The 12,842-nt window shown below is 69.2% G+C and carries 12 protein-coding genes; 8 read left to right on the forward strand and 4 right to left on the reverse strand.

The features are described from left to right. Positions 1-173 precede the first annotated feature (173 nt). The 3 genes from ACFXKA_RS05325 to ACFXKA_RS05335 are packed head-to-tail and all read left to right on the forward strand — an operon-like array spanning position 174 to position 3,549. Positions 174-854, forward strand: a complete 681-nt coding sequence (locus ACFXKA_RS05325; RefSeq protein WP_379426217.1) for a succinate dehydrogenase cytochrome b subunit — start codon at positions 174-176, stop codon at positions 852-854. A gap of 2 nt (positions 855-856) precedes the next feature. Next, complete coding sequence (locus ACFXKA_RS05330; RefSeq protein WP_379426219.1) at positions 857-2,791, forward strand: fumarate reductase/succinate dehydrogenase flavoprotein subunit; 1,935 nt, start codon at positions 857-859, stop codon at positions 2,789-2,791. Positions 2,792-2,805: 14 nt separating this feature from the next. Next, a complete protein-coding gene (locus tag ACFXKA_RS05335; RefSeq protein WP_379426221.1) occupies positions 2,806-3,549 on the forward strand; it encodes a succinate dehydrogenase/fumarate reductase iron-sulfur subunit in 744 nt (247 codons plus the stop codon). 30 nt (positions 3,550-3,579) lie between these two features. Here ACFXKA_RS05335 and ACFXKA_RS05340 read toward each other — a convergent pair whose 3' ends face one another. After that, the gene (locus ACFXKA_RS05340) at positions 3,580-4,671 is read right to left on the reverse strand and encodes a winged helix DNA-binding domain-containing protein (protein ID WP_379426223.1); all 1,092 of its coding nucleotides are present in this window, start codon (positions 4,669-4,671) and stop codon (positions 3,580-3,582) included. Between the two features lie 54 nt (positions 4,672-4,725). On the opposite strand from ACFXKA_RS05340, the gene ACFXKA_RS05345 reads away from it, so the two are divergent. The 4 genes from ACFXKA_RS05345 to ACFXKA_RS05360 all read left to right on the forward strand — a co-directional run bounded on the left by ACFXKA_RS05345 (position 4,726) and on the right by ACFXKA_RS05360 (position 9,266). After that, positions 4,726-5,565: a glycosyl hydrolase family 32 gene (locus tag ACFXKA_RS05345; protein WP_379426225.1), complete on the forward strand. Its 840-nt coding sequence runs from the start codon at positions 4,726-4,728 to the stop codon at positions 5,563-5,565. 111 nt (positions 5,566-5,676) lie between these two features. Continuing rightward, the gene (locus ACFXKA_RS05350; protein WP_354834926.1) at positions 5,677-7,095 is read left to right on the forward strand and encodes an L-fucose/L-arabinose isomerase family protein; all 1,419 of its coding nucleotides are present in this window, start codon (positions 5,677-5,679) and stop codon (positions 7,093-7,095) included. Position 7,096: 1 nt separating this feature from the next. Continuing rightward, a complete protein-coding gene (locus ACFXKA_RS05355) occupies positions 7,097-8,572 on the forward strand; it encodes an FGGY-family carbohydrate kinase (RefSeq protein WP_379426227.1) in 1,476 nt (491 codons plus the stop codon). A gap of 34 nt (positions 8,573-8,606) precedes the next feature. Continuing rightward, the gene (locus ACFXKA_RS05360) at positions 8,607-9,266 is read left to right on the forward strand and encodes a TMEM175 family protein (RefSeq protein ID WP_379426229.1); all 660 of its coding nucleotides are present in this window, start codon (positions 8,607-8,609) and stop codon (positions 9,264-9,266) included. A 3-nt stretch (positions 9,267-9,269) separates the two neighbouring features. Here ACFXKA_RS05360 and ACFXKA_RS05365 read toward each other — a convergent pair whose 3' ends face one another. Next, positions 9,270-10,577: a bifunctional o-acetylhomoserine/o-acetylserine sulfhydrylase gene (locus ACFXKA_RS05365; RefSeq protein ID WP_379426231.1), complete on the reverse strand. Its 1,308-nt coding sequence runs from the start codon at positions 10,575-10,577 to the stop codon at positions 9,270-9,272. A gap of 30 nt (positions 10,578-10,607) precedes the next feature. Further along, on the reverse strand, positions 10,608-11,123 hold the full coding sequence (locus tag ACFXKA_RS05370) for an OsmC family protein (protein ID WP_354834934.1): 516 nt from the start codon (positions 11,121-11,123) through the stop codon (positions 10,608-10,610). Positions 11,124-11,291: 168 nt separating this feature from the next. Between ACFXKA_RS05370 and ACFXKA_RS05375 the strand changes: the two genes are divergently transcribed. After that, positions 11,292-11,462 carry a ribbon-helix-helix domain-containing protein gene (locus tag ACFXKA_RS05375; protein ID WP_354834936.1) on the forward strand — a complete coding sequence of 57 codons (171 nt, stop codon included), beginning with the start codon at positions 11,292-11,294 and terminating at the stop codon, positions 11,460-11,462. On the opposite strand, the gene xylB is transcribed toward ACFXKA_RS05375, so the two are convergent. After that, positions 11,453-12,841, reverse strand: a complete 1,389-nt coding sequence (gene xylB, locus ACFXKA_RS05380; protein WP_379426233.1) for a xylulokinase — start codon at positions 12,839-12,841, stop codon at positions 11,453-11,455. The genes ACFXKA_RS05375 and xylB overlap by 10 nt on opposite strands. Between the last annotated feature and the right edge of the window lies 1 nt (position 12,842).

A 12,842-nucleotide genomic window follows, 5' to 3' on the forward strand; every position in this document is an offset into this window, starting at 1 on the left:
GAGCGCTTTCGGCCGGGGTTCGCTGGTTCGGTCTCCGTGTGACATCGTTCACCGGCCGCAATCACTACTTGGAGTAGTAATTCCGGTTGCAGCTCGATGGATAGGCCAGGGTCATGGAGACCAGAGCGTCGGGGACTTGGACCGGGGGCGCGGAGCGGACGTAGTTTCCGCTGGTGGCTGTCGTAATACCTGAGCTCTACCGGACGACGGTGGGCAAGAAGGCCGTGATGGCGGTGACCGGGGGCATTCTGGTGCTGTTCCTCATCGCGCACATGGCCGGGAATCTCAAAGTGTTCCTGGGGGCGTCGGATTTCAATCACTATGCGGAATGGTTGCGGACGGTGGGGGAGCCGGCGGTGCCTCGGCGGGGGTTGTTGTCGGCTGTGGAGGTCGTGCTCGCGGTGAGCGTGATTCTGCACATGTGGTCGGCGGTCTCGCTTGCGCGTACGGCGCGGCGCGCCAGGCCGGTCGGGTACGCGGCGAAGAAGAAGTCGCATGCGCAGGGTTATGCCGTTCACACCATGCGGTGGGGCGGGGTGATCATCGCGCTGTATCTCGTCTGGCATCTGCTGGATCTGACCTTCGGCGCGGTGAATCCTGTGGGCCGCAACGCGACTCCGTACGAGAAGGTGGTCGCCGACTTCGCGCCGTCCCACTGGTACGTCACGCTCTTCTACGTTGTCGCCGTGGTCATGGTGGGTCTGCACCTGCGGCACGGCATTCGCAGTGCCGCCCGGACCCTGGGTCTGACCGGCGCTCGTGGCTACGACCTGCTCGCGGCCGCCGTCTCGATCCTGCTGGTCGCCGGTTTCCTGGCCGTCCCGATCGCTGTCTCCTTCGGATGGGTGAAATAGCCATGAATGACAGTCTTTTCCGCATCGGCGAGCCGATCTCCGACACCAGAGCGCCGGGCGGGCCGATCGCCGAGCGCTGGACCACCCGTAAGTTCGAGGCCAAGCTGGTCAATCCGGCGAACAAGCGCAAGAAGACGGTCATCGTCATCGGCACCGGGCTGGCCGGCGGCTCGGCGGGGGCCACGCTGGGGGAGCAGGGCTATCGCGTGATCCAGTTCTGTTTCCAGGATTCGCCGCGTCGGGCGCACTCGATCGCCGCGCAGGGCGGGATCAATGCCGCCAAGAACTACCGCAATGACGGTGACAGCGTGCACCGGCTGTTCTACGACACGGTCAAGGGCGGTGACTACCGGTCGCGCGAGTCGAATGTGCACCGGCTGGCGGAGATCTCGACGCAGATCATCGATCAGTGTGTGGCGCAGGGTGTTCCGTTCGCGCGGGAGTACGGCGGCCTGCTCGACAATCGGTCGTTCGGCGGCGCGCAGGTCTCGCGCACCTTCTACGCCCGCGGGCAGACGGGCCAGCAGCTGCTGCTGGGCGCGTATCAGGCGCTGCTGCGGCAGGTCGACGCGGGCACCGTGGAACTGCATGCGCGGCACGAGATGCTCGACCTGATCATGGTGGACGGGGTGGCGCGGGGCGTGGTCGTGCGCGACCTGGTCACCGGCGCAATCCGGTCCTACACGGCCGACGCCGTGGTGCTGGCCTCCGGCGGGTACGGCAACGTCTACTTCCTGTCGACCAATGCCATGGGCTCGAATGTCACGGCGTCGTGGCGGGCGCACAAGCACGGCGCGTACTTCGCCAATCCCTGCTTCACACAGATTCATCCGACCTGCATCCCGGTCTCGGGCGAGCACCAGTCGAAGCTGACGCTCATGTCGGAGTCACTGCGCAACGACGGCCGGGTGTGGGTGCCCAAAAACGTTGGGGACCAACGCAAGCCCGGCGATGTGCCCGAGCGCGAGCGCGACTACTACCTGGAACGCATCTATCCGGCGTTCGGCAATCTGGTGCCGCGCGACATCGCCTCCCGGGCGGCCAAGAACGTCTGCGACGAGGGGCGTGGAGTAGGGCCGGGCGGGCTCGGCGTCTATCTCGATTTCGCCGACGCCATCGGGCGGCTCGGCGCCGATGCGGTGAAAGCCAAGTACGGCAACCTCTTCACGATGTACGAGCGGATCACGGGCGAGAACCCGTACGAGATGCCCATGCGCATCTACCCCGCCGTGCACTACACCATGGGCGGGCTGTGGGTGGACTACGACCTGCAATCCACCGTTCCGGGACTGTTCGTGATCGGGGAGGCCAATTTCTCCGACCACGGCGCCAACCGGCTCGGGGCCTCCGCGCTCATGCAGGGCCTGGCCGACGGGTATTTCGTCCTGCCGGCCACCCTCGGCGACTATCTCGCCCGCGGTCCGGTCGGGGAGGTGCCGGCCGCCGCGATCGCGGCCGCCGAGGCCCGGGTCACCGCGATGATCGACAGACTCCTGTCCATCCGGGGCGACCGCACCGTCGACTCCTTCCACCGCGAGCTCGGCCACCTCATGTGGGAGTACTGCGGCATGGAACGGACCGAGGCGGGACTGCGCAAGGCGCTGGCGCTGATTCCCGCACTGCGCGCGGAGTTCTGGCAGCGCGTCAACGTGCCGGGCTCCGGGGATGACCTCAACCAGTCGCTGGAGCGCGCGGGCCGGGTGGCCGACTTCCTCGAACTGGCCGAACTCATGGTCGTCGACGCCCTGCACCGCACCGAATCCGCGGGCGGCCACTTCCGGGCCGAGTCGCAGACCGAGGACGGTGAGGCGCGCCGCGACGACGAGAACTTCTCCTATGTCGCCGCGTGGGAATGGAACCAGCACGAGCCACCGACGCTGCACCGGGAAGCGCTGAGCTACGAGTACGTCCAGCCCAGCACGCGGTCCTACAAGTAAGAGCGGAATCGAGAATGAAACTCACCCTGCGTATCTGGCGGCAGCGGAACTCCCGCGACAAGGGCGGGATGGTCGACTACGGCGTGGAGGTCTCGCCCGACGCGTCGTTCCTGGAAATGCTCGACGTCCTCAACGAACGGCTCACCGGCGCCGGCGAGGAGCCCATCGCCTTCGACCACGACTGCCGCGAGGGCATCTGCGGCGCGTGCTCACTCGTCATCGACGGCACTCCGCACGGCCCGGAGCAGGCCACCACCACCTGCCAGCTCCACATGCGGAAGTTCTCCGACGGCGACACGATCACCGTGGAACCGTGGCGGGCCAAGGCTTTTCCGGTCATCAAGGACCTGATGGTCGACCGCTCGGCCTTCGACCGGATCATCCGGGCGGGCGGCTACATCACCGCGCCGACCGGCGCCGCACCCGAGGCGCACTCGATCCCGGTCCCGAAACCCGACGCCGACCTGGCCTTCGAGGCCGCCGAATGCATCGGCTGCGGCGCGTGCGTGGCCGCCTGCCCCAATGGTTCGGCCATGCTCTTCACCGCCGCCAAGGTCACCCACCTCGGCCTCCTGCCGCAGGGACAGCCGGAGCGCCATTCCCGCGTCGTCGGCATGCTCGAAGCCCACGACGATGCGGGCTTCGGCGGCTGCACCAACACCGGCGAATGCACGCTCGCCTGTCCGAAGGAAATCCCGCAGGACGTCATCGGACGTCTGAACAAGGACTTCCTCCGCGCTGCGAGAAAGGCCCGCTGACCCCGACGCGGCCACGCGGGAGAGATCCGATCAGCGCGTCTCGATCATGATCTTGCCTTCTTCGCCGGGTGCGACGAGCGGGAGCAGGCGTTCGCCCTCGTCGCGGACAGCGGCCTCGGTGGCACGGGTGAGGGGATGCCAGGGCGTGATCCGAATCGTGGAACCGTCCAGATCCCAACGGCCGTGGACGAATCCGTCGACGAGATACATGGGCACGCCGCCCGAGGCGATCTTGGCGATGCGGGCGCGGTCGGCGTCGCTGATGATGCGGCTGCGGTCGCGGTGGCCGAGACACGCATTGTCGAAGGCGGGGAGGAAGCGGACGGGGGCGGGGAGTTCGGCGTCGGCGATCGGGGCGTCCGGGAGGTCGAAGAGTTCGCGGCCCGAGTCATCGTGCAGGACACGCAGTTCCGGGCGCAGACGGGCGATCACCGCTGCCAGGCGGGTGACGCCCGCGAATTCCTGGATGTCGGAGGCGGTGGCCGGGCCGTAGGCGGCCAGATAGCGGCGGACGAGGGTTTCCGGGCGCGGGCCGTCGGCCAGGGGCACGCCGATCGCCTCCTCGGCCGGCGATACCGAGACCGAGCGGCCGCGCCACGCGCCCCACACACCCGCGGCGGGATCGTGCACCAGCGGGTGGATGACGCCGAGCGCGTGGACCAGGGCGCGCGGTTCACGGCCCGGGAAGCGTTCGGACAGCCGCTTGCCGAGGTCGCGGCGGGAAATAGTGGTGCCGGTCAGCAATTCTGTTCCGGCCGAGGCGAATTCGGCGATATCGAGCCCCTCGACCGCATCCCGGAGGTGGACCGAGCGGAGCGTGGGCTCGATCGCCGGTCGGACCGTCGGATACAGCCAGCGGTAGTCCCGGGCGTCCGTCAGGTGGACGGTCCGGCGAATCGTGGTGGCGCGCACCACGGTTCGATCACGCAGCAGCGTGGTCAGATTCTCATGGCGGAAATCGGTGAGGCGCGCCCACAGCCCCACATACGGCCAGTTCGGTTCCTGCGCCTGCACCGCGATCAGATGCCGGACCAGCTCGGCGGCGGGCAAGGCGACCCGTTCGTTCAACTTCTGACGCAGTAGCAGCGTGCGGTTTAGGGTTCGCAGCGAGAGTTCCGGCATGGGTCCATTGTCGAGCGAAAGTAGGACAGTTCAGGTCCTATATGGAGGACGGGTATGGGCACGGTGACAGCGGGGGAGTTCCGGCACATCTACGACCCCAGCGAGCCGGATCAGTGCTGGTACATCAACGATCACACCCTGGTCCAGGACGTCGGCGGGCGCTGGCACCTGTTCGGCATCACCCATCCCGAGCCCGCCGACCCCTTCGACGAGACCGAGTTCGCGCACGCCACCGCCGATGACCCGCACGGCCCGTGGACCAAGCGTGCCGCCGCGCTCACGGTGGACCGCGAACGCGGCGAGACCCACCTATGGGCCCCCTTCGTGGTGCGCGACGGCGACACCTACTTTATGTTCTACGACGGCGGTGGAACCGACCGCACCGCAACGGGTATGGGCCTGGCCACCTCCACCGACCTGTTCCACTGGACCCGGCATCCGGGCGGCCCGGTCTTCCGCGACGGCTACGACGCCCGCGACCCCATGGTGCTGCGGGTGGCCGGGCAGTGGGTCATGTACTACTGCGCGACCAGCGCCCCCACCGGCGGCAACCACGTCGTCGCCTACCGCACCAGCCCGGACCTGCTGCACTGGAGCGAGCGCCGCATTGCCTACACCGACCCGAAGACCGGAACCGGCGCGGGCAATACCGAATCGCCGTTCGTACTACGCCACGCCGGTGCCTGGTATCTGCTGATCGGTCCGCGCCCCGGCTACGTCGGCACCGAGATCTTCCGCGGCGACAACCCTTTTCACTTCGACGCGTCCGGCCGCGTGGGGCAGGTGCCCGCCCACGCGGCCGAGGTGATCACCCACGAGGACGCCCTCTGGATCACCCACGCCGGCTGGGCGCAGGGCGGAGTCGCGCTGGCCCGCTTGTACTTCCCACGCTGAGACAGCCAGGCCCGCGTTCACCCCGAAAATCCGATTTCGGGCGCGGCGTGCGGCCTGACCTGGAATTCTGAACGGAGTCGAGAGTCCACCCAGTGCGGGGAGGCAGGCAGTATGGCCCGAATCGGCGTGATCAGTCTTTCCGACGGCCGCGACTATGTGCACGGCGGCATCGTCGGATTCATCCGGACCGCGGAGGACCGGCTCGTCACCGAGCTGACCGCGGCCGGGCACATCGTGATTCGCGGTGTGCAACCCATCGGCGGCAACGACCAGGCGGTGCGGGTGGCCCGGCAGGTGGAGGCGGCCGGGGTGGACCTGACCGTGCTGCACTACGCGGTGTGGGCGTTCCCGCACTTCACCATGCTGGCCGCGGGCGCACTGCGCGGGCCGCTGTTGCTGCTGTCCAATATCGACCCGGTGCAGCCGGGCATGGTGGGCATGCTGGCCGCGGGCGGCGCGCTGGATCAGATCGGCCGCGCGCACGCCCGGCTGTGGGGCGATCCCGCCGATCCGGACCTGATCGCGGCCATCGGGGACCAGGCTCGCGGTGCGGCGGCGGTGGCCGGCCTGCGGGGCAGCACCTTCGGGCGCATCGGCGGACGGCCCATGGGCATGAACACCGCGGTCGCCAATACCGATCAGTGGCAGCGGCTGTTCGGCATCGATGTCGAGGAGATCGACCAGTGGGAGATCGTCCGCCGCGCCGAACTCGCCGACGCCGGTGAGGCCCGGGCGGCGCGAGAATGGCTGGAGCGCAATACCGCCGGGGTCCACTACGACGGCGGCAAGCTGACCCCGGAGCTGCTGGAACGGCAGCTGCGCTCGTACCTGGCCATGCGGGATCTGATCGCGGAATGGCGGCTGGACTTCTCCGGCATCAAGGGACAGCCGGAGCTCACCCAGTACTTCGCCACCATGGACATCACCGAGGCGTTCCTCAACGACCCCTACGACTGGAACGGGCCCAAACAGCCCCACGTGTGCGCCACCGAGGCGGATATGGACGGGGCGCTCACCATGCAGCTGCTCAAGCAGATCGCGGGCACGCCGGTGCTCTTCGCCGATGTCCGGCACTATCACGCCGACCGCGACATCTGGGATCTGTGCAATTCCGGCCAGCACGCCACCTGGTACGCGGCGCGCAGCGACGATCCGGCCGAGAATCTGGCCCGCGTGCACCTGTATCCGGAGGTGTTCTTCTTCCCGGCCGGCGGGGCGTCGGTGCATCACCTGGCCGCGCCCGGGCAGATGACGCTGGCCCGGCTCACCCGCCGCGACGGCGCCTACCGCATGCAGCTGATGCTCGGCGAGTTCGAGACCTACGACCCGGCCACCAACGAATCGCTGATGAAACAGTCCACCTGGGAGTGGCCACACGCCTTCGCCCGCCTGGACGCCGATGCCGGGGACTTCCTGTCCCGCTTCGGCGCCAATCACATTCACGCCGTGCCGGGCGACCAGCGCGCTACCGTCCGCGCGGCCTGCGAACTGCTCGATGTCACGCTCGACGAATTCAGCCGGGCGAGCTGACATGTTCCTCGGGATCGATATCGGCACCTCCGGATCCAAGGGCGTCCTGGTCGACCACGCGGGCACGGTCGCGATGAGAGCCGAACGACCGCACCGGGTTTCGACGCCGCGCCCGGGCTGGGTGGAGCACGACGCGGAGACGGTGTGGTGGGCCGACTTCGCGGCCATCGCCCGCGAACTGGTGGCGGCCGCCGACGGCGAACCCCTCGAGGGGCTCGCGGTGAGCGGCATCGGGCCGTGCCTGCTGCCCGCCGACGCTGCCGGCCGTCCGCTGCGGCCCGCCATCCTCTACGGGGTCGACACCCGCGCCGGCGACGAAATCGAGGAACTGAACGCGGAATTGGGTGCGCAGACCGTGCTGGAGCGCTGCGGCTCGCCGCTCACCAGTCAGGCGGTCGGGCCGAAGCTGCGGTGGCTCATCCGCCACGAGCGGCAGGTGTGGCGGGCCACCCGGATGCTGTTGATGGCGAGCTCGTTTCTGGTCCATCGCCTCACCGGCCGCTACGTCCTGGACCATCAATCCGCCAGCCAGTGCGTGCCCATGTACGACCTGATGGCTCGCGACTGGGCCGTGGACTGGGCCGAATCCGTCGCACCCGGCCTGCGACTACCCGAATTGGCCTGGCCCACCGAGATAGTCGGGCGGGTCACCGCCGAGGCCGCCGCGGCCACCGGGCTGCCCGCCGGGCTGCCGGTCACCACCGGCACCATCGACGCCTGGGCCGAGGCCGCTGGTGTCGGCGTCCGTGCCCCCGGCGACTGCATGATCATGTACGGCACCACCATGTTCCTCACCCAGGTGCTGACCGACCCCCGCCCCCAGCCCGGCCTGTGGACCACCTGCGGAACCTGGCCCGGCACTTACACTTCCGCTGCCGGCATGGCCACCTCCGGTGCGATCACCGACTGGCTGCGCACCCTCACCGGCAGCGATTTCTCCGAACTCGTCGACGAGGCCGCCCACGTTCCGCCCGGCAGCCGCGGGCTGCTGGTGCTGCCCTACTTCGCGGGCGAACGCACGCCCTTGTTCGATCCGGACGCCCGCGGCGTGATCGCCGGTCTCACCGTCACCCACCAGCGCGCCGACCTCTACCGCGCGGTCCTCGAGGGCATCGGCTACGGCGTGCGGCACAACCTCGAGGCCATGGCCGCCGCGGGGGCTCCCGCCACCCGGCTGGTGGCCGTGGGCGGCGGCACCAAGGGCGGGCTGTGGACCCGCATCGTCTCCGACATCACCGGCCTGCCCCAGCAGCTTCCGGCCGACACGGTCGGTGCGGCCCTGGGCGACGCCCTGCTCGCCGCCGAATCCCTGGGCCTGGACACGGCCGCCTGGAACCCGATCATCACCACGGTCGAACCCGACCCGTCGGTCACTGCCCACTACGCCCCGTACTACCGCCACTACCGATCCCTTTACGACGCAACGAGAGCCACTGCACACTTCCTCGCCCGGGAGCAACACCGCGCCGCCCCGTGACATCCGCTAGGGTCCGGCGGGGAAGGGCAGGTGGATGACTCGATATCACCGCATCGCGGCGCAGGACCTCGGCCGCCTCGGGGCGCTCAGCGACGGAATCTTCGCTGTGGCAATGACATTGCTGGTGCTGGATCTGCACGTGCCCGCGGCCGAGGCGTGGCACGAGCGCTCGCTGTGGAGTGCGGGCGCGGTCTCCGACGAGCAACCGGTCTGGCATGCGCTCACCCACGTGGGCCCGCAGTTCCTCATCTGCCTGCTGGGTTTCCTCACCCTGGGTATGTTCTGGATCGGCCAGCAGACCCAGCTCAATCTCATGGACCGGGCGGACCGCTCGCTGACCTGGATCCACCTCATGTTCCTGTTCGGAATCTGCCTGGTGCCCTTCGTCACCGCGCTGCTGGCCGCCTTCCCCCAGTCCCGCCTGGCCCTGCTGGTGTACTGGGCCGACCTGCTGTATCTGGGCCTGGTCCAGCTCGCCGCGCTCCGCTACGCACGTCGCGCCGGTCTGCTCGCCGAGCACACCGGACCCGGGGACCTGACGGCCATCCGCCGCCGCATCGGCATCGTGCAACTGCTGTATGCGGCGGCGGTGGTCCTCTGTCCGATCAGCACCTACCTGAGCATCGGGCTGATCATCGCCCTCCAGGTGAATTCGGCTGTCTCCCCGCCGATTCGCCCGTTCGATCGTTTCTGAGGGCTACTGCGCGGCGGCGAATCCGGTGCGCAGGTCGGCGAGGATGTCGTCGATGCCCTCGATTCCCACGGCCAGGCGGACCAGGCCGGGGGTGACGCCCGCCGCGAGCTGCTCCTCGGGGGTCAGCTGGGAGTGGGTGGTGGAGGCGGGGTGGATGACGAGTGAGCGGACGTCGCCGATATTTGCGACGTGGCTGTGCAGGGTGAGGGCTTCGACGAAGCGCTTGCCCGCGTCGACCCCGCCGGCCAGCTCGAAGCCGATGATGGCGCCGACGCCCTTGGGGGCCAGCTGCTTTCCGCGTTCGTACCACGGTGACGACGGCAGGCCCGCATAGGAGACGGCCGTGACCTCGGGTCGCTCGGTGAGGAATTCGGCCACCGCCCGGGCATTGGCGACGTGTCGTTCGAGGCGCAGGCTGAGGGTCTCCAGGCCCTGACTGATGAGGAAGGCGTTGAACGGCGAGATGGCCGAGCCCAGATCACGCAGCAGCTGCACCCGCGCCTTGAGCGCGTAGGCGGGTGCGCCGAGATCGGCGTAGATCACACCGTGGTAGCTCGGGTCGGGCTCGGTGAATCCGGGGAAACGTCCACTGCGCCAATCGAAGGCGCCGCCGTCGACGATCACGCCCGCGATGGCCGCGCCGTGACCGCCCAGGTACTTCGTCGCCGAGTGCACGACGATGTCCGCGCCGTGGGCGAGTGGCTGGATGAGATACGGGGTGGCGACGGTGTTGTCGACGATGAGCGGGATCCCGGAACCGTGCGCGACCTCCGCGATGCCGGGAATGTCGAGAATATGGTTCTGCGGGTTGGACACCGTCTCCCCGTAGAAAGCCTTGGTGTTCGGGCGGATTGCCGCCCGCCACTGGTCGAGGTCGTCCGGATCCTCGACGAAGCTCACCTCGATGCCCAGGCGCGGCAGGGTGTACCGGAACAGGTTGTAGGTGCCGCCGTACAGCCGCGGGCTGGACACGATGTGATCCCCGGCCCCCGCGAGGTTCAGGATCGCGAAGGTCTCCGCCGCCTGACCCGAGGCCAGCAGCAACGCGGCCACACCGCCCTCCAGCGCGGCGATGCGCTGCTCCACCGCGTCCTGGGTGGGATTCATGATGCGGGTGTAGATGTTTCCCGGCTCGGCGAGCCCGAACAGCGCGGCGGCGTGATCGGTGTCGCGGAAGACGTAGGAGGTGGTCTGGTAGATCGGCAGCGCGCGGGCGCCGGTCGCGCCGTCGGGCGTCTGCCCCACGTGGACCTGCTTGGTCTCGAAACTCCAGGCGGCGGTGGGGTCTTCGGGCAGAGCGGATACGGTCATCGGGGCCTCCGGTGGGTTGGGGACGTGTTCCTACTGGGTGACGAGGGTGGTCTCGACCGGGGTCCGGCCCGTGGTGAGATCCAGGACGGGGCAGTGCTCGTCGACCGCCCGCTGCAATTCGGCGTAGCGCTCGGCGGACTCGGGTCCGCTGATCCGCACGGTCACGCGCACCGCCTGGAATCCGGGGCGGACCGTGTCGTCGAGTCCGAAGAAGCCGCGCACATCGAGATCGCCCTCGGCGTCGACGGCCAGCTCCTCGATGGCCACGCCGAGCCGCTGCGCCCAGAACCGATACGTCACCACCTGGCAGGCGATCAGCGAGGCCAGATACACCTCGACGGGATTCGGCGCGGATCCCGCACCGCCGAGTGCCGGCGGCTCGTCCACCCGAACCGTGTACCGCCCCAGGGCAATCGCGCTCCCGACGGTGCCCTCCGGTGTCCCCGCGGCCCGGAACACCACCGTGGCCTGTGCGGGATCCGCGGCCACGGCCCGGCCGGTCGCCTCGACGATATCGTTCAACGGAGTGCTCAGCTCGGTTGTCATACCGCGTGAAGCTACGACCCGGCCACCGGTGTCGACGATGGTTACGCTCGCCGTGAGCGCAATCGCGGCTCGTCGCACGGCCCCGGAGCTACCCGCCGGACATGTGATGGTTGCCAACTGGTCAACCGTTCGGCAGACAGGGTTGCGCCAGGGTGGTATGAATTCGCGGTGGCATGGACTTTGCGGCTCAGCGAGGACGAAGAAGCTGCGCTGAGTGCGCAGGCGGCGATGGAGGGGCGGTCGAAACACGACATTGCCCGGGACGCCATCCGGACCTACATCACCCGGCATAAGACCTGGGACGACTATCTGTCCGACGGTCCGGTCGTCTACGGGTAGTAGGTGTCGCGTATCTCGGTGTAGCGCTGGCGAATAGCGGTGCCGATCCCCACTGCCAGAGCATGGAATTCGGTGCCCGCGGGGGTCGGCCAGCGGGGTGGGCGGGGACCGCCGCGCAGGGCCCAGGCGGCCTGGCGGGCCGCGCCGAGCGCGACGTATTCGCTCGGATTGGGCACCGTGACGGTGCGGCCGAAGATGGTGGCGGCGGCGTGCGCGATGAGGCGGGACCGGGATGCCCCGCCGATCAGCAGGATTCGATGCGGTACCGTCGGCAGGCGGTCCAGGGCCTCGGCGATATTGCAGAGCATGCCCTCGATGGCGGCGCGGGCCAGATGGTGCGGACGCATGGTGTGCGGGCGCAGGCCGTGCAGGCTGCCGGTGGCGTACGGCAGATTCGGGGTCCGCTCACCCGCGAGATAGGGGAGCAGGGTGAGACCGTCCGCGCCCGCGGGCGATTGCGCGGCCAGCACCTCCAGGCCGGACACGTCGATGCCCAGCAGCATCGCGGTCGCGTCCAGCACCCGGGCGGCATTGAGCGTGCACACCAGCGGCAGGAACGCCCCGGTGGCGTCGGCGAACCCGTTCACCGCGCCGGAAGGATCGGCGCTGGGGTGCGCGGCGCGGGTGAAGACGGTGCCGCTGGTCCCGAGCGAGACCACCACATCCCCCTCCCCGATGCCCAAACCCAGTGCGGCGGCGGCATTGTCCCCGGTGCCGGCCGCCACCAGCCGCCCGCCCGGCGTGTGCCCGGCGATCTCGGCGGGCGCCAGCACCCGCGGCAGCGCGGGACTGCGGCCGCGGAAGGCCAGCGCCAGCAGATCCGGCCGGTAGGCGCCCGCGGCCGGTGACCAGTACCCGGTGCCGGAGGCGTCGCCCCGATCGGTGGTCGGCTCGGTGGCCGGATCACCGCCGCGCAGCTGCCAGGTCAGATAGTCGTGCGGCAGCAGGACCCGGACCGTCCGGTCGGCCAGCTCGGGTTCGTGATCGGCGAACCAGCGCAGCTTGGCCACCGTGTGCGCGGCCAGCGGCACACTCCCCACCGCGTCCGCCCACGCCTGCGGCCCGCCCAGCTCGTCCACCAGCTGTGTCGCCGCCTCCGCGGACCGGGTGTCGTTCCACAGCAACGCATCCCGCACCGGATGCCCGGCCGCGTCCAGCGCCACCAGTCCGTGCTGCTGCCCGGCCACCGCGATGGCCTCCACATCGCGCATCATGCGATCACACGCTGCCCGCAGCGCCTCCCACCACATGAGCGGCGGCACCTCGGTCCCGTCGTAGTGCGGAATCTGGCGGTGCCGCAATATCGTTCCGGTATCGGCATCGCACACCACGATCTTGCAGGACTGAGTGGACGAGTCCACTCCGGCAACGACCGTCATT

The sequence above is a fragment of the Nocardia sp. NPDC059228 genome (assembly GCF_042754245.1).
GTDB lineage: Bacteria > Actinomycetota > Actinomycetes > Mycobacteriales > Mycobacteriaceae > Nocardia.